19 protein-coding genes are annotated in these 23625 nt (G+C 76.1%); 13 read left to right on the top strand and 6 right to left on the bottom strand.

Annotation, left to right across the window (positions count from 1 at the left end):
* Positions 1–10: 10 nt before the first annotated feature.
* Both ACI789_RS14710 and ACI789_RS14705 read right to left on the bottom strand, forming a co-directional pair.
* Entirely contained in the window at positions 11–1192 is a 1182-nt protein-coding gene (locus ACI789_RS14710) for an outer membrane protein assembly factor BamB family protein (RefSeq protein ID WP_457010130.1), read from the bottom strand.
* A 12-nt stretch (positions 1193–1204) separates the two neighbouring features.
* Positions 1205–2878 carry a DEAD/DEAH box helicase gene (locus tag ACI789_RS14705; protein WP_457010129.1) on the bottom strand — a complete coding sequence of 558 codons (1674 nt, stop codon included), beginning with the start codon at positions 2876–2878 and terminating at the stop codon, positions 1205–1207.
* A 260-nt stretch (positions 2879–3138) separates the two neighbouring features.
* On the opposite strand from ACI789_RS14705, the gene ACI789_RS14700 reads away from it, so the two are divergent.
* Entirely contained in the window at positions 3139–3789 is a 651-nt protein-coding gene (locus tag ACI789_RS14700; protein ID WP_457010128.1) for a ferritin-like fold-containing protein, read from the top strand.
* Positions 3790–3842: 53 nt separating this feature from the next.
* Here ACI789_RS14700 and ACI789_RS14695 read toward each other — a convergent pair whose 3' ends face one another.
* The gene (locus tag ACI789_RS14695) at positions 3843–4079 is read right to left on the bottom strand and encodes a DUF3107 domain-containing protein (protein WP_456908332.1); all 237 of its coding nucleotides are present in this window, start codon (positions 4077–4079) and stop codon (positions 3843–3845) included.
* A gap of 98 nt (positions 4080–4177) precedes the next feature.
* On the bottom strand, positions 4178–4816 hold the full coding sequence (locus ACI789_RS14690; protein ID WP_457010127.1) for a TetR/AcrR family transcriptional regulator: 639 nt from the start codon (positions 4814–4816) through the stop codon (positions 4178–4180).
* Between the two features lie 67 nt (positions 4817–4883).
* On the opposite strand from ACI789_RS14690, the gene ACI789_RS14685 reads away from it, so the two are divergent.
* The 6 genes from ACI789_RS14685 (at position 4884) to ACI789_RS14660 (ending at position 10577) form a co-directional block, all read left to right on the top strand.
* A complete protein-coding gene (locus tag ACI789_RS14685) occupies positions 4884–5933 on the top strand; it encodes an alpha/beta fold hydrolase (protein ID WP_457010126.1) in 1050 nt (349 codons plus the stop codon).
* A gap of 206 nt (positions 5934–6139) precedes the next feature.
* Entirely contained in the window at positions 6140–7123 is a 984-nt protein-coding gene (locus tag ACI789_RS14680) for a DUF3152 domain-containing protein (RefSeq protein ID WP_457010125.1), read from the top strand.
* A 120-nt stretch (positions 7124–7243) separates the two neighbouring features.
* Positions 7244–8404: an adenylyltransferase/sulfurtransferase MoeZ gene (moeZ, locus tag ACI789_RS14675; protein ID WP_457010124.1), complete on the top strand. Its 1161-nt coding sequence runs from the start codon at positions 7244–7246 to the stop codon at positions 8402–8404.
* Between the two features lie 153 nt (positions 8405–8557).
* A complete protein-coding gene (locus tag ACI789_RS14670; RefSeq protein WP_457010123.1) occupies positions 8558–9142 on the top strand; it encodes a TIGR03086 family metal-binding protein in 585 nt (194 codons plus the stop codon).
* Between the two features lie 83 nt (positions 9143–9225).
* Complete coding sequence (locus ACI789_RS14665; protein ID WP_457010122.1) at positions 9226–10248, top strand: hypothetical protein; 1023 nt, start codon at positions 9226–9228, stop codon at positions 10246–10248.
* Positions 10249–10319: 71 nt separating this feature from the next.
* Entirely contained in the window at positions 10320–10577 is a 258-nt protein-coding gene (locus ACI789_RS14660; protein ID WP_457010121.1) for an MGMT family protein, read from the top strand.
* Between the two features lie 10 nt (positions 10578–10587).
* On the opposite strand, the gene ACI789_RS14655 is transcribed toward ACI789_RS14660, so the two are convergent.
* Positions 10588–11490, bottom strand: a complete 903-nt coding sequence (locus ACI789_RS14655) for a DUF4231 domain-containing protein (protein WP_457010120.1) — start codon at positions 11488–11490, stop codon at positions 10588–10590.
* A 161-nt stretch (positions 11491–11651) separates the two neighbouring features.
* Here ACI789_RS14655 and ACI789_RS14650 point away from each other — a divergent pair, with 161 nt between their 5' ends.
* The 3 genes from ACI789_RS14650 (at position 11652) to ACI789_RS14640 (ending at position 19696) form a co-directional block, all read left to right on the top strand.
* Entirely contained in the window at positions 11652–13112 is a 1461-nt protein-coding gene (locus ACI789_RS14650; protein WP_457010119.1) for a toll/interleukin-1 receptor domain-containing protein, read from the top strand.
* A gap of 72 nt (positions 13113–13184) precedes the next feature.
* Positions 13185–16370, top strand: coding sequence for an ATP-dependent helicase (locus tag ACI789_RS14645; protein WP_457010118.1), 3186 nt, complete (start codon positions 13185–13187; stop codon positions 16368–16370).
* Positions 16367–19696, top strand: a complete 3330-nt coding sequence (locus tag ACI789_RS14640; RefSeq protein WP_457010117.1) for an ATP-dependent helicase — start codon at positions 16367–16369, stop codon at positions 19694–19696. Before ACI789_RS14645 ends, ACI789_RS14640 begins: the two co-directional genes overlap by 4 nt.
* Before the next feature lie 3 nt (positions 19697–19699).
* On the opposite strand, the gene ACI789_RS14635 is transcribed toward ACI789_RS14640, so the two are convergent.
* On the bottom strand, positions 19700–20536 hold the full coding sequence (locus ACI789_RS14635) for an alpha/beta fold hydrolase (protein ID WP_457010116.1): 837 nt from the start codon (positions 20534–20536) through the stop codon (positions 19700–19702).
* Positions 20537–20592: 56 nt separating this feature from the next.
* Between ACI789_RS14635 and ACI789_RS14630 the strand changes: the two genes are divergently transcribed.
* From ACI789_RS14630 to ACI789_RS14620, 3 genes are read left to right on the top strand one after another with little or no spacing between them, the layout of a single operon-like run.
* Positions 20593–22017, top strand: coding sequence for a M20/M25/M40 family metallo-hydrolase (locus tag ACI789_RS14630; protein WP_457010115.1), 1425 nt, complete (start codon positions 20593–20595; stop codon positions 22015–22017).
* 35 nt (positions 22018–22052) lie between these two features.
* Positions 22053–22925, top strand: coding sequence for a DUF2510 domain-containing protein (locus ACI789_RS14625; protein ID WP_457010114.1), 873 nt, complete (start codon positions 22053–22055; stop codon positions 22923–22925).
* Positions 22926–22982: 57 nt separating this feature from the next.
* The gene (locus tag ACI789_RS14620; RefSeq protein ID WP_457010113.1) at positions 22983–23534 is read left to right on the top strand and encodes a hypothetical protein; all 552 of its coding nucleotides are present in this window, start codon (positions 22983–22985) and stop codon (positions 23532–23534) included.
* Positions 23535–23625: the final 91 nt, after the last annotated feature.

Raw genomic sequence — 23625 nt, 5'->3', positions numbered from 1 at the left:
GCGTCCCGGGTCAGCGGTAGCCGACCACCCGGTCGGTCAGCTGGAGGACGACGACGGGGCCCGCGACGGTGGCGACCCCACCGGCGGGCAGCTCCTCCACGGTGCTCCGGCCCACCTCGGCGCCGGTGGCCAGGTCCCGCAGGACGACGGCGCCGTCCTCGGGGACCGGCACCGGCGCCTCGACGCCGAGCTGCTTGCTGCCGGCGACGTCGCCCGGGAGCCCGGTCGCCGGGGTGGACCAGCGGACCGCGCCGGTGTCCTGCGCGACCGCGGAGAGCGTGCCGCCGGCCAGGACGAGCAGGTCGTCGCCGACGCCGCGCACGAGCACCGGGCCGGCGCCGGGGACCGGGGAGCCCAGCGGGGCGCCGTCCGCGGCGGCGAGCAGCTGCACCCCGGCGGCTCCGGCCACGGCCACCGTCCGGTCGACGCCGGCGAGCGTGGCCGTCGTGTCGGGGACGTCGCGGCTCCACACCGCGGACCCGTCGTAGCCGTCGAAGAGCCGCAGCTGCAGCGCGGCGGTCTCCGCGCACCGCTGGAGGACGACGACGCCCGTCTGCCCGACGTCGGCGCCCAGCAGGCGGCACCCCGGCGTCGGGGCCTGCCGCCAGCGGATGTTGTCCCCGACCGGGTCGAGGGTGACCACCCCGAACGGCGAGGCGGCGAGCACGATCCCGTCGGTGCTGTGCAGGACCACGTCGGTCCTGAGGTTCACGTTGCGGGTCCAGGCGCGCACGCCGGTGTCGGCCGACAGCGCGACCGCCTCGTCGCAGCGGTCCTCGGTGCGGAAGACCGCGACCACCACGCTGCCGACGGCCGTCCAGTCGCACAGCTGTGCGTTGGCCCGGGTGTAGTGCCACCCCTCGGTGCCGGTGGCGACGTCGAGCGCCCGGACGCCGTGCGCCTCGGCGACCAGCACCCGGCCCTCGTGCACCGTCGCGCGCGGCCGGTCCCCGCTCGTCGCGGTCGCGGACGTCCACGCTTCGGAGACGGCGCCGGCCGGCGTCCCGTCGGGGACACCGGCCGGTGCTGCCGTGGTGCTCTCGGTGGCCGCCGCGTCGGAGCCGCGCCACAGCAGCGCGGCGACGACCACGAGGGCCAGCGTGGCCGCCGTCCAGACCCACACCCGCAGGGGCGGGCGGCGCGCGGCCCCCTTGCAGGGTCCCGCCGCGAGCCCGTGAGCGGTGGGGGGCAAGGGGGTCCTCTCTTACGCGGCGGGCTCGGCGGAGCCCCGGTTGGCGCCCCCGCGGCGGCGACGGCGACGGCGCGGCGCGGACGCGGCGCCCTCGGCCGCGGGCTCGGTCGCCGGGGCCTGCTCGGCGCCGGAGTCCGGCGCGGCGGCCGCGGCGCCGCCGCCCCGGGTGCGCCGGCGGGACCGGCTCTTGCGGGCGGCGGCCGGTTTCTCGTCGTCCTCGCGGGCCGGACCGCGGGAGCCCCCACGGGTGCGCTTGCCGGTCTCGCCGAGGTCCTCGACGGCCTCGGCGTCCAGGCCCTCGCGGGTGCGCTGGGCCTTGGGCAGCCGGCCGGTCGCACCCTCGGGCACGTCCAGGTCGGTGTAGACCCACGCCGAGGTGGAGTAGGTCTCCTGGGGCTCGTCGAAGTCCAGGCCGAGCGCCTTGTTGATCAGCTGCCAGCGCGGGATGTCGTCCCAGTCGACCAGCGTGACCGCGACGCCGGTCTGCCCGGCGCGGCCGGTGCGGCCGATCCGGTGCACGTAGGTCTTCTCGTCCTCGGGGCACTGGTAGTTGACGACGTGGCTGACGCCGGTGACGTCGATGCCGCGGGCGGCGACGTCGGTGGCGACCAGGACGTCGACCTTGCCGCTGCGGAACGCGCGCAGCGCCTGCTCACGCGCGCCCTGGCCGAGGTCGCCGTGCACCGCGGCGGCGGCGAAGCCGCGCTCGACGAGCTCGTCGGCGACCTTCTGCGCGGTGCGCTTGGTGCGGCAGAAGACCATCACCAGGCCGCGCCCGCGGGCCTGCAGCACGCGGGCGAGCAGCTCGGGCTTGTCCAGGTTGTGGGCGCGGTAGATGAACTGCGTCGTCTGCGGGACGGTCGAGCCCTCGTCGTTGCCGTGCGCGCGGATGTGCGTCGGCTGGGTCATGAACTGGCGGGCCAGGTTCACGATCGGGCCGGGCATCGTCGCGGAGAACAGCATGGTCTGCCGCTTGGTGGGGACCATGCCGAGGATCCGCTCGATGTCGGGCAGGAAGCCCAGGTCGAGCATCTCGTCGGCCTCGTCGAGGACCAGCGCCTGCACCTTGCCCAGGATCAGGTGGCCCTGCTCGGCCAGGTCCAGCAGCCGGCCCGGCGTGCCGACGACGACGTCGACGCCGGCCTGCAGCGCCTGCACCTGCGGCTCGTAGGCGCGGCCGCCGTAGATGGCCTGCACCCGGATGCCGCGCATGGACCCGGCGGTGGACAGGTCGCGGGCGACCTGGACGCACAGCTCACGGGTGGGGACGACGACCAGTGCCTGCGGGACGCCGTCGCCGCCCTCGGCCGCCGGGACGACGCGCTGCAGCAGCGGGACGCCGAAGCCGAGGGTCTTGCCGGTGCCGGTGCGCGCCTGGCCGATGAGGTCGTGACCCGCCAGCGCCAGCGGGAGGGTCAGCTCCTGGATGGCGAAGGTGCGGGTGATGCCGGCCTCGGCCAGCGCCGCGACGACGTCGGGGTGGACGTCGAAGTCGCTGAACAGCGGCGCGTCGGCGGCGACGGGGGCGCCGCCGAGCTCCTCGGCGGCCTGCTCGAGCTGCTCGGGGGCGGGCGCGCCGGTCTCGGCGTGCTCGAGGTCGGTGGGGGTGTTGTCGTCGATGGAGGTCAGTGCTCTCGCCTCTGGTCTGCTGGGGGACCGGCTCCGGCGGCGGGGAGGCCGCGTCACACCTGGTCCCGTCGGGTGTCGCGGGATCAGTTCCAGCGCCGACGCGGCCAGCAGACCGGGCGACGGATCGGCCCGGGAGACAGCCCGGAGGGCGTCGTCCAGCGGTCGTCAGCGCACAGATACACAAGCGAACCGCGCGGCTCGCCGATTCCCATCGTAACGTGCGCAACGGTTAGCCTCTGCGCGCCGCGCTGCCCGGGAGGCCGGGCCTCACCCGACCGGGGCACGCGCGGCGGGACCACCGAGCACAGGAGCCGCCCGTGACCGCGGTCGACCAGCGCGCCGTCGTCGACCTGCTGGGGGTGCTGGCCTACGCCGAGCTGACCGCCTTCGACCGGCTCGCCGAGGACGCCCGGCTGGCCCCCACCCTGGCCGGCCGGGCGGCCCTGGCGCAGATGGCGGCCGCGGAGATCGGGCACCACTGCCGGCTCACCGCCCGCCTCACCCAACTCGGCGCCGACCCGACCGCGGCGATGACGCCGTTCGTCGCGGCGCTCGACGCCTTCCACGAGTCGACCCGGCCGCGCACGTGGCTGGAGGGCCTGGTCAAGGCCTACGTGGGCGACGGGCTGGCGGCCGACTTCTACCGGGAGATCGCCACGTTCCTGCCCGACCCCGACCGGGCGCTGATCCTGGAGGTGCTCGCCGACACCGGCCACGCGGACTTCGCCGTCCGCGAGGTCCGGGCGGCCATCGCCGCGCACCGGACCGTCTCCGGCCGCCTCGCGCTCTGGGGACGGCGGCTGGTGGGCGAGGCGATCACCCAGTCGCAGGCGGTCATCGCCGAACGGGACCAGTTGGCTCAGCTGATCATGGTGGGCACCGGCGACCTGACCGGGCTCGGGCGGCTGATCGAGCGGATCACCGCCGCGCACACCCAGCGGATGCGCACCCTCGGGTTGAACCCGTAGGAACGGCGACGGGGCGCCTCCGCGAGTGCGGAGACGCCCCGTCGCACGAGGTCTCAGCTGCCGGCGATGAAACCGACCCGGCGCTGGTCGGCCTGGGCGATCTCCACGTAGGCGATCCGGTCGACCGGCACCAGGACCCGCCGGCCACGGTCGTCGACGAGCGTCAGCAGGCCGTCCTTCGTGGCGCCGGACATGGCCTTGGCCACCTCGGCTGCGATCTCGTCGGGGGTGTTGGGGCTGTCGATGACCAGCTCCCGGGGGGAGTGTTGGACACCGATCTTGACTTCCACGGGGGATGCCTCCTCGAGTTGCGCGGCTGCACCCCACGCTAGTGCAGCGGCCAGACCCCGACCTGCGGCGCAGCTGCGCCGTCAGCGAACGGGGACGCTCAGTGCTCGCCGTCGAGCCGGGGCCACCCGGAGATGCCGCGCCAGGACAGCGCGGTCATCAGCGACACCGCCTCGTCCCGGGACACCGTGCCCTTGCGGGGCAGCCACCAGCGGGCGCTGGTCTCGGCCAGCCCCGTCATCCCGGAGGCCAGCAGCAGCGAGCGCTCGCGGTCCAGGCCGGTGTCGGCCGCGATCACCTCGGCGATCGCCTCCACGCACGCCAGGTGCCCGCGGTCGGCCAGGCCCCGGACCTCGTCGTCGTTGCGCAGGTCGGACTCGAAGACCAGCCGGAAGGCGGCGCCCTCGGCGTTGACGAAGTCGAAGTAGGCCCCGACGGCCCCGTTCACCCGGGTGCGGTTGTCGTCGGTGCCCTCCATGGCCTCGCGCACCCGGTCGGTCAGCGCGGTGACCTGCTGCTCGAGCAGCGCCAGGTACAGCTCCCGCTTGCCCGGGAAGTGCTGGTAGAGGACCGGCTTGCTGACCCCTGCCCGGTCGGCGATGTCGTCCATCGCGGCGGCGTGGTAGCCCTGCGCGACGAACACCTCCTGCGCCGCGTGCAACAGCTGCAGCCGCCGGGCCCCGCGCGGCAGGCGGGACGAACGACGGACGGACTCGGGTGCAGGTCGGGGCAGTGACATGACGCCCGGATGTTACCGGCGGGTCACCGGGCAGCGCGCCCCGTCGGGGCTGACCTACCTTCGGGAGGTGACCCCCTCGCCCCGACCCGCCTCCGACCCAGCCCCGCAGGCCCGCCCCTCGACCGCCCGGCTGCCCCGCCCCGGCGCGCTGCCGGAGCCGTGGCCCGGGGAGCCGGTGGCGGTGCGCGGCGGGGAGGTCTTCGTCCGGCGGACGCCGTGGTCCGGGCCGGTCGACGGGCCGCGGGACGGCGCCCCCCGGGAGCGGGCGCTGTACGTGCACGGCCTCAGCGGGGCCTCGACCAACTGGACCGACCTCGCCGCCCTGCTGGCCGTCCGCTTCGACGGCTGGGCGGTGGACCTGCCCGGGTTCGGCCGCTCCCACCCGCCGGCGCGCACCTCCTACTCCATCCGCGGGCACGTGCAGGCCGTCGTCGACGTCCTGGAGCGGGTCTCCGCCGAGCCGGGGGAGGCGCAGGGCCGGCCGGTGCACCTGCTGGGCAACTCCCTGGGCGGCCTGGTGTCGCTTATCGTGGCCGCCCGCCGGCCGGACCTGGTGGCCACCCTCACGCTGGTGTCCCCGGCGATGCCGGTCTACCGGGTGCCGCCGGCGTTCAGCCGCGCGCTGCTGCTCCTCCTGCTGCCCGGCATCCCCTCGGTCGCCGAACGGCGGCTCGCCGGGGTGACGCCCGAGCAGCAGGTCCGCGGGATGGTGCAGATGTGCTTCGGCGACCCCTCCCGGGTGCCGCGCGCACGGCTGCAGCAGGCGCTGGCGGAGATGCGCGAGCGCGCCGAGCAGCCCTGGGCGGTGCGGGCGCTGACCCGCAGCATGCGCGGGCTGATCACCTCCTACCTGCGGGTCGGTGCGGCCAACGCCTGGCGGATGGCACGGTCACTGCGCACGCCGACGCTCGTGGTGTGGGGCGACCGTGACCGGCTGGTCGACCCGGCGCTCGCGCCCCGTCTGGCCGCCGCCGTCCCCGACGGGCGGCTGCTCCTCCTCGAGGGCGTCGGCCACGTGGCGATGATGGAGGCGGCCGAGCCGACCGCCCGGGCCGTGCTCGGGCTGGCCGAGGACGTCGCCGCAGCCGAGGCCGTCCCGGAGGCGCGCGCCTCCTGAGGGCCGTCACCGAGACGACACAGTCCGGTACGCGCCGTGACGATCAGGTCTCCACGGACGCCTCCCTGACGTGAGAGCCTGGCCGGGTGAGCCGTCCGGACGCCCCTCCCGGCCGCGGGCCGGGACGGCCTCCCGGACCCCCGTTCCCCCCTCCGCCCGGCGCACCCCGCGGCCGCGCCGGCGTGCCGGCGCGCGGCCTGCCCCGGGTGCCGCCGCCGAGCGGCCGCCGGAGCGGAGACCGCGCCGCGGTCGCCGACCCCCGGCCCCGTCCGCGCCCGGCACCCGGCGACCCGCCCGGCTCCCGCCGGGCCGCGGCCGACCGCCGTCCGCCCGCGCCCGCCCGGCAGCCCCGAGGCGGACTGCGCCGGTTCCTGACCCGGTGGGGCTGGCGGGCCTACGCCATCCCGCTGCTGACCATCGCGACCGTGCTGACCCTCCTCGACCTGGTCGCCTCCGGCGCCGGGACGACGTCCCGGACGGCCGGCTCCGCGGCGTCGTCCGCCCCGGCCGTCGCCAGGCCGTCGGCGGCGGCCCCGACCGCCGAGCCGACGGAGGACGCCGGGCCGACCGGCGACGGCGAGCCGTCGGAGGACGCCGGGCGGGCCGAGGGTGATGCCGGGCCGACGGAGGCGGAGGCTCCCGCGACGGGCTTCGTGCAGAAGGGCGCGGGCACGGTCACCGTGGTCCCCGGCACCTCGCAGGTCTACGGCAGCGGGCCGCTGGAGCGGTTCGTCGTGGAGGTGGAGGACGGCATCGGCGTGGACGGCGCCGCCTTCGCCGCCGCCGTCGAGGCCACCCTCGGCGACCCCCGCTCGTGGGGCGCCGGCGGCCGGATGTCCTTCCAGCGGGTCGGGACCGAGGAGGCCGCGGCCGGCGCGTACGACTTCAAGGTCACGCTGATCAGCCCCGGGAACATGGAGACCTACTGCCCCGGCGTGGGCACCGGCGGCTACACCTCCTGCCGGTACGGCGACCGGGCGGTGATCAACCTGGCGCGGTGGGAGACCGCCGTCCCGGACTACCAGGGCGACGTCGCGACCTACCGCCTGTACGTCGTCAACCACGAGGTCGGACACGCCCTGGGCAACGGCCACCAGCAGTGCCCGGGACCGGGGCAGCTCGCCCCCGTCATGCAGCAGCAGACGCTGGGGCTGCAGGGCTGCGCCAAGAACCCCTGGCCCCACCCGTAGCCGGCTCCCCGGCCGGCGAGGCGGCCACCCCGTGGGTGGGAACAGCCCCGCGTGTCACGCTGTTGTCCCGACGAACGCCGGCCCCCCGCGGGCCGCTGTCGAGTGACTGAGGAGCAACCCGTGTCCCTGCCACCCCTGGTGGAGCCCGCCGAGGACCTGTCGATCGACGAGGTCCGCCGGTACAGCCGGCACCTGATCATCCCCGACGTCGGCATGGACGGTCAGAAGCGGCTGAAGAACGCCAAGGTGCTCGCCGTGGGCGCCGGCGGGCTCGGTTCGCCGGTGCTGATGTACCTGGCCGCCGCCGGTGTCGGCACGCTGGGCATCGTCGAGTTCGACGTCGTCGACGAGTCCAACCTCCAGCGGCAGATCATCCACGGCAAGTCCGACGTCGGCCGGTCCAAGGCCGAGAGCGCGCGGGACACGATCAAGGAGATCAACCCGTACGTCGACGTCCGCCTGCACGAGACGCGGCTGGACAGCGACAACGTCCTGGAGATCTTCAGCCAGTACGACCTGATCGTCGACGGCACCGACAACTTCGCCACGCGCTACCTCGTCAACGACGCCTGCGTGCTGCTCGGCAAGCCGTACGTGTGGGGCTCGATCTACCGCTTCGACGGCCAGGTGTCGGTCTTCTGGAACGAGCACGGGCCCAACTACCGCGACCTCTACCCGGTGCCCCCGCCGCCCGGCATGGTCCCCTCCTGCGCCGAGGGCGGCGTGCTCGGCGTGCTCTGCGCGACCATCGGCGCCATCCAGGCCACCGAGGCGGTCAAGCTGATCACCGGCATCGGCGAGACGCTGCTCGGCCGGCTGATGGTCTACGACGCCCTGGAGATGACCTTCCGCACGATCAAGGTGCGCAAGGACCCCCAGGGCGAGCCGATCACCGGCCTGATCGACTACGAGACGTTCTGCGGCGTCGTCTCCACCGAGGCCCAGGAGGCCGCGGCCGGCGCGACGATCACCGTCGACGAGCTCAAGGACATGATGGACGCCGGCAAGGACTTCGAGCTCATCGACGTCCGTGAGCCCAACGAGTACGAGATCGTGTCCATCCCGGGCGCGAAGCTCATCCCCAAGGACGAGATCCTCTCCGGCCGGGCGCTGTCCCAGCTGCCGCAGGACAAGCCGATCGTGCTGCACTGCAAGACCGGCGTCCGTTCCGCCGAGGTGCTCGCCGCCGTCAAGAACGCCGGCTTCTCCGACGCCGTGCACGTCCAGGGCGGCGTGACCGCCTGGGCGACGCGGATCGACAAGACGCTGCCCACCTACTGAGAGGACCCCCTGCCCCCCGCCACTCGCATGCTCGCGGCGGGGCCCTGCAGGGGGCCGTTCCAGCCCCTCGCCAGGGGCCGTTCCAGTACGTCGCCAGGGCCCGGATCGCTCCCCGCTGGGGCGGTCCGGGCCCTCGTGGCGTCTACTGACGACGTGTCCGAAATCTCTCCCGCCGAGCTCCTCGAGCTCTTCCAGCGGGCGCAGGCATCGTTCACCGATCGGGTCGACGCGGTGAAGCCCGAGCAGTGGGAGGACCCCGCGCTGCCGGGGTGGAGCGTCGCCGACCTCGTGGCCCACCTGGTCGCCGAGGCGCTGTGCGCACCTCCGCTGCTCGCCGGGGAACCGTACGACCTCCTCGACGGCCGGTTCCCCGACGCGACGCCCGACCTCCTGGGCGACGACCCGCTGACCGGCTGGGAGACCGCGGCCGACGCCGCCCTGACCGCCTTCGCCGACGACCACGCGCTGCTGCGCACGGTGCACCTGGCCCGCGGCCCCCTCCTCGCGGCGCACTACATCGAGGAGATGACCGCCGACCTGACGGTCCACTCCTGGGACCTCGCCCGCGCCACCGGCGGGGACACCGACCTGGACCCGGTCCTGGTCACCGCCGGTCTCGTGGTCGCCGACCGGCTGCCGGAGGACGGCGTTCCCGGGCTGATCGACCCGCCGCTGGACGTGCCGCCCACCGCGTCGCCGCAGTCCCGCCTGCTGGCCCGGTTCGGCCGTCGGGGGTGACGCACGCCGTGATGCGGTGAGCCGATCCACGGATCGGCGGCCTCTAAGCTGCGGGCGCTCTCGAAAACCAGGAGGTCACCCGCATGAGTACGCCGCCGCCGGGTCAGGGGCCCTACGGCCCGCCCGGTCCTCAGCAGCCGGGTCAGGGAGGTTGGGGGCAACCGCAGGGTGGCCCCGGTGGTCAGGGTGGGGCGCCGCAGGGCCCGCCGCCCGGTCAGCCGGGACAGCCCGGGCCCTACGGCCAGCCGGGACAGCCTGGGCCCTACGGCCAGCCCGGACAGGCCGGCCCCTACGGGCAGCCGGGCCAGCCCGGACAGCAGGGGCCCTACGGCCAGCCGGGGCAGTACGGACAGCCGGGTCCGTACGGCCAGCCCGGACAGGCCGGCTCCTACGGGCAGCCGGGGCAGTACGGGCAGCCCGGGCAGTACGGGCAGCCGGGCCCCTACGGACAGCCCGGTCAGCAGGGACCGGGCAAGAACCGCCGTGGCCTGGTCATCGGCCTGGTCGCCGGGCTCGTGGCCCTCGTCGCCCTCGCCGCCGTCCTCTTCCTCACCCTCCGCGACGACGACGAGCCGACCCCGGCCGCCGAGAGCACGAGCGCCGTGACCACCTCGTCGTCGAGCTCGAGCTCGTCGACCAGCAGCTCCTCCAGCGCGCCCGCCCCCGCCCCCGGCGGCGGGGACCTCCTCGCGATCCTCCCGGTCGACTTCACCGACTGCACCGAAGCCGACCCGCAGGGCGACGGCGACATCGCGCACGCCAGCTGCGGCGCCAGCACCACGCAGCCCGGCCCGCAGCAGGCGGAGTTCTTCCTCTACCCGGACCAGGGCACCCTCGACTCGGTCTTCAAGACCGACACCTCCGGCGCGCCGGAGATCCCCGAGGGTCAGACGTGCGCCGACACCACCGGCGTCGGGCAGTGGACCTCGTCGGACAACTCCGGCTCGGTGGCCTGTGCCATCAACGCCGACGAGGGCCAGGTGGGGATCATCTGGACCGACGACAACGCCCTCGTCGAGGGCATCGTCGCCGCGCCCGGCAGCACCCAGGCCGACCTGGCCGCGCTCTACGAGTGGTGGACGACCAACAGCGGCTACCAGCTGTGACCTCGCCGGAGGCGCCCGGAGGACACCCGTCCCCGGGCGCCTCCGCGCATCCGGATGACGTCGACGAGGCGGTGTTCGACGCTGTCGAGCAGATCCCGCCCGGCCGGGTGAGCACCTACGGCGCCATCGGCCGGCTGGTCGGCGTCGGGCCGCGCCGGGTCGCCCGCGCGCTGTCGCAGGGCGGGGGAGCAGTCCCCTGGTACCGGGTGGTCCGCGCCGACGGGTCGGTGGCCGAGCCGGTCCGCGTGCGGCAGCTGGAACTGCTCGCCGCCGAGGGGGTGCCGGTGCGCAACGGCCGGGTCGACCTCGCCACGGTCGCCTGGCCGTGACGCGAGGGCGTCAGCTCGTCCGCGAGGCGCGCCACATGGTGTGCTCGCGCGAGATGGCCGCCTCCGCGGAGTCCACGAACTCCGCCCACTGCTCCTCGGAGGCCGCGTAGGGGATCAGTACCCGGATGGTGGCGAGCTCCTCGTTGGCGATGGCGTACGCCGAGGCCAGGGCCGCGTACTGCTTGGTCTGGACCCAGGCCGCCGCGGCGGCCCCCACGGTGGCGACGAGCCCCACCAGGGCGGCTTCGTTGAAGGTCCCCGCCAGGCTGAACGCCTTCACCACGCCGACGACGACACCGAGCAGCTCCAGGGTCAGGACGACGACGTTCCAGCGCCGGGCCCGGCGGCGGTTCGACCGGGCCCGCCCCGCGTACCAGTGCTGCTGGTCCTCGATGCGCTGCCGCTCGTAGGCGCTGCGGCGCTCGGCGAGCGGGGCCGCCCGCAGCCGGCGCATCCACGGCGTGACCTCCTCGTACTGGTGGTCCTCCGGCTGGACCGCCTGCAGGTCGCGGATGGACCTGAGGATTTCGCGCAGCCGCTCGACGAAGAGCCGGTCGGCCGCGGCGCCGTCGAGGTCCGCGGGGAAGAGCCGGCTGCCGACGGCGTAGCGCCAGCACAGCGTCTTGATCGACTCTGCGGCGGCGCGGGCGTCCTGCCAGACGGTCGTGGGACGGACGCTCGTCCGGTACGCGCGCAGCACGAGGGTGGTCGCGAACAGGACCACCGCCGCCACGCCGGCCAGGTCGATGTCCCGCGGGCCGTCCGACTCAGGTACGGCGCCCGCGGCCGCCGCGAGGACGAGCAGCCCGAGCTCGGCGCGGGTGAGCCGGAGGTGTGTCCGCTGCGCCCAGGCTGCCGTGTGGTCGGCGACGCCGAAGGCCCGGGAGTAGGTGGGGGTGTCCTGGCTGCCCACGCGCGGATCGTAGGGGTGCCGCACGGCCGGCGTCCGGGATGCGAGGGCTCCCGGTACGAGACCGACGCGGTCCGGTTCGGGGTCTGGTGTGTTCCGGAGAACCCGTCGGCTCGGCATCATGGGCCTCGCTGCGGGCTCGACCGACCGGGACGGACCGAGACATGACGATCAAGGTCTTCGTCAGCTACTCGCGCAAGGACGAGGCGAACGTGCGGCAGCTCGTCGCCGATCTCGAGGGAGCCCGGCTCGCCGTCTGGCACGACGTGGCCCTCAGCGGTGGCGACCCCTGGTGGCAGGAGATCCTCAGGCAGATCCGTGCGTGCGACGTCTTCCTGTTCGCCACGTCGGACCACGCGTTCGCGTCCAAGCCGTGCCGCGCCGAGCTGGGCTACGCCCGTGACCTCGGCCTGCCGGTGCTGCCGGTCCAGGTCGGGCACGTGGAGAGGCTCCGCACCAGCCCCGTCGCCGACCTCCAGGTCATCGACTACCAGCAACCGACGTCGGCCGCCGCCATCCGGCTGCTCTCCGCGCTCGGCGAGGCGAGGGCGCAGCGACGCGAGCTGCCCGACCCGTTGCCGACGCCGCCCCCGGTGCCCTTCGCCTACCTGCTGCGGCTGGGCTCCGCGATCGAGGCCGAGAACCTCACGCCGGTCGAGCAGGGGAGTCTCATCCGCCAGTTGCGGGAGTGCCTGGAGACCGAGGAGGACGAGGGCGTCCGGGGCGACGCCCTGGACCTGCTGCGTGCGCTGCGGCAGCGCCCCGACGTGACATACCGCAACGCCGGGGAGATCGACCAGGTGCTCGCCGAGTACGCGGGGCGCGCCGTGCCGGGTCCGCGGCCACCCGAGCCGGAGGTCCGCGAGCGCCCGAGCGTGCCGTCGGGAGCAGGACAGCTGCCTCCGTGGGGCGGTCCTGAGCAGACGGCACCTGCTCCGCCGCCCGGGTACGGCTTCCCGTCGCAGCCCGGTGGGCCGCCCTACACCCCGCCGCACGGGGTGCCTCCCGGCCCGCCCGGCGGGGGTGCGTACGCATGGCACCCCGCCCCGGACACTCGTGCCAAGCGCAACCGACTGGTGCTGCTGGTCTCGGCCGCGGTGGCCGTGGTGGTGCTCGTTGTCATCGGGGCCGTCGTCCTGCTCGGCGGGCAGTCGGACCAGGACCGGCTGCTCGCCATGCTGCCCGGCGACTTCGACCCCGACCAGTGCCGGACGGCGGCTCCCCTCGGGGTCGGGGAGCAGGCCGCGGTCGACTGCGGCATGCCCTCGTCGCTGACCGTCGCGGGCGGGAACACCGTGGGATCGACGTTCGAGCTCTTCGCCGACGTCGCCTCGGTCGACAGCGCCTTCGGCGAGGCCGTCGTCACCGCCAACGGGCTGCAGCCGTTCCACACCCTCGCGGACTGCCCGACCACCGGCGGCTGGGGCGTCTACACGCTGGACGACAACCAGTTCGGGAACGTCGCCTGCTTCGTGAACCCGACCACCTCGGACGCGTCGATCGTGTGGACGGAGGACGAGTACGCCGCGCTGGGCTGGGTGACCGTTTACGGGGGCGGGCAAGAGGCTCTGGCGGCGCTCGGGGACTGGTGGGGGCAGGGCGCCAACAGCGACTTCCGGCGGTGACCTCCCGCCGGACGTGGCCACACGCGTCCCACCTGTCCCGGACCTGTCGGCCGCCCGTGGTGTCATCGAGGGGTGGCGGCACAGCGGGGGGCTGAGGGTGCGCCGGTCTACCGGCTCGTGCAGACCGATCCGGAGCCGGTGGCGCCGCCGCGGCTGGACCCCACGCAGCAGGCCGTCGTCGACCACGCGGGTGGACCGCTGCTGGTGCTCGCCGGTCCCGGCACCGGCAAGACGACGACGATCGTCGAGGCCGTCGCCGCGCGGATCGACCGGGGCGTCGACCCGCAGCAGATCCTCGTCCTGACCTTCAGCCGCAAGGCCGCCGCCGAGCTGCGCACCCGCATCACCGCCCGGGTGGCCCGCACCATCCGCGAGCCGCTGGCCCGCACCTTCCACTCCTACGCCTACGGGGTGCTGCGCCGGGCGGCACTGCTCCGGGGCGACCTGCCGCCCCGGCTGCTCACCGCAGCCGAGCAGGACGCCGTCGTTGCGCAGCTGCTGCGCGGTGACGTCGAGGAGGAAGGGGCGGTCCGCTGGCCGGCCTCCCTCGCCCCCGCCCTGTCGACGGCCGGGTTCCGCACCGAGCTGCGGGAGCTGTTGCTGCGGGCCACCGAGCGCGGCATCGGCGCCGACCGGCTGGCCGCGTGGGGCCGCGAGGTGGGCCACGAGGCGTGGGTGCACGCCGCCGCGTTCGCCGAGCAGTACGAGGCCGTGACGGCGTTCGCCACTGCCGGTCGCGGCGACGCCGCGGGCTTCGACCCGGCGGAGCTGGTGCGCGAGGCGATCGCCGAGCTGGCCGGGGACCCCGAGCTGCTGCGCCAGGAGCGGGCCCGGGCCCGCTGGCTGTTCGTCGACGAGTACCAGGACACCGACCCCGCGCAGGTCGAGCTGCTGGAGCTGCTGGCCGGCCGCGGCGGCGACCTGGTCGCCGTCGGCGACCCCGACCAGGCCATCTACGCGTTCCGCGGCGCCGAGCCGCGCGGCATCGGGGAGTTCCCCGAGCGCTTCCGGCACGCCGACGGGCGGCCCGCCGAGCGGGTGTCGCTGGGGGTCTGCCGCCGCTCCGGCGCGGAGCTGCTGCGGATCAGCCGGCGCGTCGCCGAGGGCCTGCCCGGCCCCTGGGAGCACCGCCGGCTGCAGCCGGTCGAGGGCACCCCGGACGGCGCCGTTGAGGTGCACGTCTTCGGGTCCGCCGCCGTCGAGGCCGCCTACGTCGCCGACGTGCTGCGCCGCGCGCACCTGCTCGACGGCGTGCCGTGGTCGCAGATGGCCGTCGTCGTCCGCACCGCCGTCGCCCTGGGCCCGCTGCGACGGGCGCTCACGTCGGCCGGCGTCCCGTCGGCGATCTCCTCCGACGACCTGCCGCTGCACGCCCAGCCGGCGGTCGCCCCGTTCCTCGGCGCCCTCGACGCGCTGCTGCCCGGCTCCGACGGCACGCCGCCCGGTCTCGACGAGCCCGCGGCCGAGGCGCTGCTGGCCTCACCGCTGGGCGGGGCGACGGTGCTGGACCTGCGCCGGCTGCGTCGGGCGGTCCGCATCGCGCTGGCCCAGCAGGGCGTCGACGCCGCCGAGCGCGGCGCGCCGCTGGCCACCGCGCTCACCGACGAGACGCTGCTCGAGGCCCTCCCCGAGCACGTGGCCCGCCCGGCGCACCGGGTCGCCGGGGTCCTGGCCGCAGGCCGGGCGGCACTGGGGCTGGGCGGCAGCGCCGAGGACGTCCTGTGGGCGATGTGGCAGCGCAGCGGGCTGGCCGGGCGCTGGGCACGGGCCAGCGCCGCGGGCGGGGCCGCCGGCGCGGTGGCCGACCGCGACCTCGACGCGGTGGTGGCCCTCTTCGACGCCGCGGCCGGCTTCGTCGACCGGCTGCCCTCGGCCGACGTCCGCGCCTTCGTCGACCACCTCGCCGCCCAGGAGCTGCCCGGCGACACCGGTGCGGCCCGGGCCGCGAACGACGAGACCGTCCGCCTGCTCACCGCGCACGCGTCCAAGGGCCTGGAGTGGGATCTCGTCTGCGTCGCCGGTGTGCAGGAGGGCGTCTGGCCGGACCTGCGGGAGCGGTCCTCGCTGCTCGGCACCGAGGAGCTGGTGGAGCGCGCCGCGGGGGTCGACGGCGCCCGGGTGGACCGCCGCGCCCTCGCGCTGGCCGAGGAGCGGCGGCTGTTCTACGTCGCCTGCACGCGGGCCCGCCGCCGGCTGGTGGTCACCGCGGTGCAGGGCGCCCTCGACGGCGCCGAGGCCGGCGCGACCGCCTCCCGCTTCCTGGAGCTGGTCGCGCCGTCCCCCGAGGAGGGCCGCCCGCTCACCGAGCTGCCCCGCTCCCTGACCCTGCCCGCGCTCGTCGCCGACCTGCGCCGGGCGGTCACCGACCCGCACACCCCCGCCACCCGCCGGTCGGCGGCCGCCGCGGTGCTGCGCCGGCTGGCCGACGAGGGCGTCCCGGGCGCGGCCCCCGCGCAGTGGTGGGGGTTGCCGCCCCTGTCCGACGACGCCCCGCTGGTGCCGGAGGACGCCACGGTGCGGGTGCGGCCCTCGGCGATCGAGACCTTCCAGCGCTGCCCGTTGCGCTGGGTCCTCGGCGCGGTCGGCGCGGAGGCCTCGCCCGACGCCACCCGCACCGTCGGCTCGGCGGTGCACGCCGTCGCCCAGCGGGTCGCCGACGGGCTGCCGCCGGCCGAGGCGCCGGACGCGCTGGCCGCCGAGCTCGACACGCTCGACCTCGGCCCGGGGTGGTCCGACCAGCGCCAGCGCGCCTCGGCGCAGCAGATGCTCGACCGGTTCCTGCGCTGGCACGCGGCCAACCGGCGCGAGCTGGTCGCCGCCGAGGAGGACTTCGACGTCGTCGTCGGCCGGGCGCGGCTGCGCGGGCAGGTGGACCGGCTGGAGCGCGACGCCGAGGGCCGGCTGGTCGTCGTCGACCTCAAGACCGGCAAGACCGCGGCGAAGAACGTCGAGGAGCACGGGCAGCTGGCCGCCTACCAGGTGGCCGTCGCCGCCGGTGCCTTCGCCGGCCACGGCACCGTCCCCGGCGGCGCCGCGCTGCTGCAGGTCGGCACCGGCGCCAAGGCCAAGGAGCAGCACCAGGAGCCGCTGCCGGCCGACGTCCCCCTGGAGCAGACCCCCGCCGGTGAGCTGATCGCCGCGGTCGGCAACGGCATGGGCGCGGGCGCCTTCGAGGTGCGCACCGGCACGCACTGCTCACGCTGTCCGGCCCGTCGCAGCTGCCCGCTGCACGAGCGCGGCCGGCAGGTGACCGCGTGACCACCGAACAGCTGTCCTTCGACGACCTGTTCGACGGCGGACTCGAGCCGCAGCCGGAACCGCGGCGGCTGCTGACCCCGGCCGAGGTGGCCGCGCGCTGCGGGCTGTCCTACGCGCCGTCGGAGGAGCAGGCCCGGGTGGTGGCCGCACCCGCCGACCGGCCGCTCGTCGTCGTCGCCGGGGCCGGGTCGGGCAAGACCGAGACGATGGCCGCGCGGGTCTCCTGGCTGGTCGCCAACCGGGTCGTCGAGCCCGAGGCGATCCTCGGCCTCACCTTCACCCGCAAGGCGGCCAGCGAGCTCAACGAGCGCATCCACCTGCGGCTGGGCGCCCTGGCCCGCCACCCCGACACCGAGCCGGAGCTCAAGGAGCGGCTGGAGATCGCCCAGCCGACCGTCGCCACCTACCACGGCTACGCCGCATCCCTGGTCGCCGAGCACGGGCTGCGGATCGGCGTGGAGCCCGGCGCCGGCGTCCTGGGCCCGGCCATGTGCTGGGGGCAGGCCGCCCAGGTCGTCGCCGCCTACACCGGCGACATGGACGACGTCCCGCTGTCGCTGCTCACCACGGTCGAGGACGTGCTCGCCCTCGCCGCGGAGATGGGCGAGCACGACGTGACCCCGGCCGCCCTGCGCGCCTGGACCGCCCGCCTGGAGGCGCAGGTCGCCGGCTACGCGGACGCGCCGCGCAAGCGCGGCCCCTACGCCCCGGTCGTCGAGATGCTCGCCCGCCAGCGCGCGCGGGTGGCGCTGCTGCCCCTGGTGGAGGCGTTCGAGGCGCGCAAGCGGGCCATGGGCTCCATCGACTACGCCGACCAGGTCGCCTCCGCCGCCCGCATCGCCGTCTCCGCGCCGGAGGTCGGCCGCCGCGAGCGGGCCCGTTGGAAGGTCGTGCTGCTCGACGAGTACCAGGACACCAGCGTCGGGCAGCTGCGCATGCTCGAGGCGCTCTTCGGCCGGGAGACCGGCCACCCGGTGCTCGCCGTCGGGGACCCGCGCCAGTCCATCTACGGCTGGCGCGGGGCGTCGGCGGGCACCATAGAACGCTTCGCGCGCACCTTCCCCGGGGTCCGCGGCCGGCGCGCCGAGCGGCTGACCCTGGCCACCAGCTGGCGCAACGACGAGGCCGTGCTCGCCGTCGCCAACGCGGTGTCGGCGATGCTGCCGCCGCCGGAGGTGCCGCTGCCGGACCTCTCGCCGGCACCCACCGCCGGCCGCGGCGCGGTCACCGTGGGCCTCTACGAGACCGTCGCGGAGGAGACCGCCGCGCTGGCCGACCGGCTCGCCGCCTGCTGGCACGGCACGGACCCGGTGGTGGGTCGCCGTCCGGACGGCCGCCCGCCGACCGTCGCCGTCCTGGCCCGCACCCGCAAGCAGCTGCCCGGGATCGCCGCCGCCCTGCGCGAGCGCGGCCTGCCGGTGGAGGTCGTGGGCCTGGGCGGCCTGCTGGAGGTCCCCGAGGTCTCCGACGTCGTGGCCACCCTCACCGTGCTGGTCGACCCCACCGCCGGGGACGCGCTCGGCCGGTTGCTCACCGGCGCCCGCTGGCGCATCGGCCCGCGTGACCTCGCCGCGCTCGAGGCCCGCGCCCGCGCGCTGGTGCACTCCCGCCGGCCGGAGCGCGACGCGCACCGGGCCGGCGCGCAGCAGCACGGCGCGCCCGAGCCGCCCCAGGAGCGGGGCAGCATCGTGGAGGCGCTCGACGACCTCGGCGACGCCGACGACTACTCCGCCGAGGGCCACCGACGGCTGCGCCGGCTGGGCGCCGAGCTGGGCTCGCTGCGGGCAAGGCTCGGGGAGTCACTGCCCGACCTGGTCGACGAGGTGGCCCGCACCCTCGGCCTGGAGACCGAGCTGGCCAGCGCCCCCGAGGTCAGCCCGGCCGGCGCCCGCGCCCACCTCGACGCGCTGCACACCGTGGCGGCGCAGTTCACCGAGCTCGCCGAGCTGCCGTCCCTGCCCGCCTTCCTCGGCTACCTGCGGGACGCCGAGGAGCGCGAGCGCGGGCTGGAGCCGGGGGAGGTGGCGGTCAACCCCGAGGCGGTGCAGCTGCTCACCGGGCACTCGGCCAAGGGCCTGGAGTGGGACGTCGTCGCCGTCCCCGGCCTGACCGCCGACCAGTTCCCGGCCAAGCCCGGCGCCAGCGACTCGTGGATCAAGGACCCGGGTGCGGTGCCGGTGGACCTGCGCACCGTCGACCGCGCGGAGCTGCCGCAGCTGCGCCTGCCCGTGCCGGGCTCCGGGGACCAGGCGGCGGTCAAGGAGGCCCTCGAGCAGTACGTCGAGGACTGGAAGGAGTTCGGCACCGGCGAGGAGATCCGGCTGGGCTACGTCGCCGTCACCCGGGCCCGGCAGCTGCTGGTCTGCTCGGGCAGCTGGTGGCGCGACGGGGTGCGGCCCAACGGCCCGTCGTCCCTGCTGGAGACGGTGCGCGAGGCCTGCGAGGCCGGCGCCGGCACGGTCCTGCACTGGGCGCCGGCGCCGGAGGACGGCGCGGAGAACCCGGCGCTGGCCGAGTGGCCGGTCGGGGTCTGGCCGGCCGACCCCCTCTCGCCGGGCCGCCGCCGCGCGCTGGCCGCCGCCGCCGAGCTCCTCACCGGGACCCCGCCGCACCCCCTCGACGCCGACCTCCGGCTCGGCGACCCCGATCCGCTGGTCGACCAGTGGGTGCGCGACGCCGACCTGCTGCTGCGCGAGCGCGCCGCGGCGGCCAGCCCGACCGTCGACGTGCCGCTGCCCTCGCACCTGTCGGTGTCGGCGCTGGTGGCCCTCCGCCGCGACCCCGCGGAGCTGGCCCGCCGGCTGCGCCGGCCCATGCCGGCCGCCCCGGCGCCGCTGGCCCGGCGCGGCACCGCGTTCCACGCCTGGCTGGAGGAGCGATTCGGCGCCGCACGGCTGGTCGACCTCGACGAGCTGCCCGGCTCCGGCGACGAGTTCGCCGCGCCCGACAGCGCGCTGGCCGACCTGCAGGCGGCGTTCCTCGCCAGCGAGTGGGCCGACCGCCAGCCGGTCGAGGTCGAGGTGCCCTTCGAGACGCCGCTCGGTCCGCTCACGCTGCGCGGGCGGATCGACGCGGTCTTCGCCGACGGCGACGGCGGCTACGAGGTCGTCGACTGGAAGACCGGGCCGCCGCCCTCGGGTGCGGACCTGGCCGCGGCCGGCGTGCAGCTGGCCGCCTACCGGCTGGGCTGGTCGCGGCTGGCCGGGGTCCCGGTGGAGCAGGTCAGCGCCGGGTTCCACCACGTCGCCGCCGGGGTGACCGTCCGCCCGGTCGACCTGCTCGACGAGGCCGGCCTGCTCGCCCTGGTCACCGGCACCGCCCGCTGAGCGTCAGGACGAGGCGATCCGGTCCAGGATCGCGGTGGCCAGCTGCTCCGGGGCCTGCTCGGGGATCCAGTGGCTCACCCCGGCGAGCTCGACGAACCGGTAGTCACCGGTGACGTGCTCGGGGCAGCCCTCCGCGGCGGTGCGGCCGATCGCCACGTCGTCGTCGCTCCACACGAACGTGGTCGGCACGTCCACCGGGTCGACCGGCGTGCTCGAGCTCATCGCCCGGTACCAGTTCAGCGCGGCGGTGAGCGCGCCCGGCGCCGACAGCACCGCCACGTACTCGTCGACGGCCTCGGCCGGGACGGCGTCGCCGAACATCCGCCGCAGCCGGCGGGCGCCGTCGGCCAGCAGCACCTCCTCGGCCTTGCCCTGCTGCCAGAACAGCCGGATGTAGGCCGAGCGCTCCTGCTGCTCGGGATCCGCGCGCCAGGCGGCGGTGAACGCGGTCGGGTGCGGCACGGAGACCGCGGTCAGCGAGCGCACCCGGTCGGGGTGCCAGGCGGCCAGGGTCCAGGCCACCATGGCGCCCCAGTCGTGGCCCACGACGTCGGCCCGCGGCACGTCCATCGCCGTCATCAGGTCGGCGGTGACCTGCGCCAGGTTCGGCAGCGCGTAGGCCTCCACCTCCGCCGGCCGGGCGCCGGGGGAGTAGCCGAGCTGGTCGACGGCGTAGGTGCGCAGCCCCGCCTCCGTGAGCAGCGGCGTGACCGCCGCCCACGACGCCGACGTCTCGGGGAAGCCGTGCAGCAGCACCACCGGGCGGCCGTCGTCCGGACCGTCGGCCCGGACGTCGAAGGTGAGGTCGCCGACGTCCACCTGCAGCAGCGCTCCGGCCATGCGCTGAAGCTAGCCGGGGACGGCGGCCCGCGCGCCCGCCGCTACCGTCGGACGACGTGGCCAGCCCCGAACGCGACTTCGTGACCGCGCACCTCGACGACCTGCACGCCGACCTCGACGCGTGGCTGCGGATCCCGTCGATCTCGGCCGACCCGGCACACGCCGCGTACGTCGCCGAGAGCGCGGCCTGGCTGGCCGAGGCGCTGCGCCGCACCGGCTTCCCGACGGTGGAGATCTGGCCCACGGCGGGCGCCCCCGCGGTATTCGCCGAGTGGCCGTCGGCGGACCCCGGTGCCCCGGTGGCCCTCGTCTACGGCCACCACGACGTGCAGCCGGTCGACCCGCCGGAGCTGTGGGTGCACCCGCCGTTCGAGCCGACCGTCGTCGAGGGACCGGACGGCCCGGAGCTGCACGCCCGCGGCGCCATCGACGACAAGGGCAACGTCGCGTTCCACCTGCTCGGCATCCGCGCGCACCTGGCCGCCACCGGCCGCGACACCCCGGCGGTGACCGTCAAGCTGCTCGTCGAGGGGGAGGAGGAGTCCGGCTCCCCGCACTTCGCCGACCTGCTGCGCGCGAAGGCCGACCGGCTGGCCTGCGACGTGGTCGTGGTCAGCGACACCGGCATGGCCGCTCCCGACGTCCCCAGCGCCGTCGTGGCGATGCGCGGGCTGGCCGACGCCGAGATCACGCTGCGGGGGCCGGACGTCGACCTGCACTCCGGCTCGTTCGGCGGCGGCGTCCCCAACCCGCTGCACGCCATGGCCGCGCTGCTGGCGAGCCTGCACGACGACCAGGGCCGGGTGACGTTGCCCGGCTTCTACGAGAAGGTGCGGCCGCTGACCGACCGCGAGCGGGAGCTCATGGCGCGCGTGCCGTTCGACGAGGAGGCGTGGCTGGCCGGTCCCGCGGCCTCGCGCGTGGCCACCGGCGAGGCGGGGTTCAGCACGCTGGAGCGGATCGGCGCCCGGCCCACCGCGGAGGTCAACGGGATGTGGGGCGGCTACACCGGCCCCGGGCACAAGACGATCATCCCGGCCGAGGCGCACGCCAAGATCACCTTCCGGCTGGTCGCCGACCAGCGGCCGGCCGACCTCGCCGAGCAGGTCCGCGCCTGGGTCGCGGCGAACACCCCCGAGGGCATCGAGGCCGACGTGCACGTCCCGGCCGGCGGCGTCTCGCCGTGCGCCAGCGACCTGGACTCCCCGGCGATGGCCGCCCTGCTCGCCGCCATCGGGCAGGCGTTCGACACCGACCCCGCCGACGTCCTGTTCACCCGCGAGGGCGGCAGCGGGCCGGAGGCCGACCTGGTCGACGTCCTCGGCGCGCCGCTGCTGTTCCTCGGCGCCGGCCTGCCCACCGACCGCATCCACTCGCCGAACGAGCGGGTGCTGCTGCCCATGCTGCACCGCGGCGCGGAGGCGGCGGCGCACCTGTGGCGCGAGCTCGCCGCCGTCGCGTTCCCGACCGCCCGGCGGTGAGCCGCCGGCTCCGCCCGCCGTCCTAGGGTGCAGACGTGACGGACGCGGGGCAGACGGGGAGCGCGCCGCCGGGCTGGTACCCGGACCCCGACGGCGCCCCCGGGATGGTGCGCTGGTGGAGCGGGACCGCCTGGTCGGACGTCACCACGCCCGCCGGGCCGGGGGTCGCCGTCCAGGCACCGCCGGTGCGGGCCCAGCCCCAGCCGGCCGTCCCGCCGGCGCCGGCGGCCTCCCCGCGCCGGGCCCGCACGGGCTGGGTGGTCGGGCTCTCCGTGCTGGGCGTGGTGCTGGTCGTGCTGATCGGCTTTCTCGTCGGCCGGCCGTCCGGGGGTGGGGACGACGCCACCGACGCCGCCGGCCCCTCGGTCGCCGCCGGGCCGACCTTCCCGCCGGGCACGGTGCGGATCATCGACGAGGCCGCCGGCATCTCCTACCCGTTCCTCGGCGACGGCTGGTACGAGTACGACCTCGGCGTCGTCGTCGAGACGGCGTCGGTCGCCGGGCAGTTCTTCACGACCCAGGAGGTCACGCCCGACGGCGGCACGTTCATAGCCCAGTGCACCTCCGGCCCCCTGGTCGAGCAGTTCGGCTACGCCGGGCCGGGCAGCCTGCAGGGGACCCTCGCCCAGGTCGCCGACAGCGTGCGGACCAACTACTACCCGGCACCCAACGAGCGGCGGGTGCTGCGCGACGAGGGCCGCACCGTCGACGGCGCCGCCGCGCACCTGTTCGAGTTCGACCTGTCCTGGGACGTGGGCGGCTACGACGCCACGGGGGAGCGGGCGGCGCTGCTGCTCGTCGACGTCGGCCGACCCGCGCCCGCGCTGCTCTACATCTCGATCCCCAACACCCACGCCGAGCTCTACGGCGTCATCGACCGGGTCATCGACGCCGTCGAGGTGCTCTGACCTGGGCTTGGCCGCTCCTTAGCGCGACCTTGACCAGGCCGGCGACAGGGTCGGCCCATGACACGAACCCGCGCCTCGCGCACCCTCTGGACCGCCTCGGCGGCCGCCGCCGTCGGTCTCGGCATCCTCGCCGCCTCGGTCGGCGGCGCCGACGCCTCGTCCGTGACGCAACCCGCTGCCGCCACCGGAGGCCAGCAGCCGACCCCATCGTCCGGCTCCGCGGATCCCGCGCCCGCGGACCCCTCGGTCGGCGAGCAGGTCACCGTCGCCGGCACCGTCTCCGCCACCTGCGACGGCGACGGCGTCTCGCTCAGCGGCACGCCGGCGCCCGGGTGGACGGCGGACGACTCCCCGCGGCCCGGCCAGGTGGAGTGGCGCAACGGCACGCAGGAGGTCGAGGTGACGGTCAGCTGCGTCGACGGCAGTCCTCGCTTCGCCGTCGAGGGGCCGCGCGACGACCGCCGCGACCGCGGGGGAGACGACGCCCCGGCGACCGGGCGCGGCTCCGACGACTCGGCGGGCCGGGTCGGGGGCGGTCACGGCTCGGACGACGGGCCCGGTGACGACTCCGGGCGCGGCCGCGGTCGGGGCCGCGGTGGCGACGACTGACCGTTCCCCCGTGCAGCCGCCGGGCCCGGCCGGACCGCGCCGGGCCCGGCGGCGCGCCGGCCGGCTCCTCCGCTCGGGCGACGGCGGGGGT

This window comes from Geodermatophilus sp. SYSU D00965, from assembly GCF_054050075.1.
Note: the sequence above shows the minus strand (reverse complement) of the source record. Positions and strands in the feature narration are given on the sequence as shown.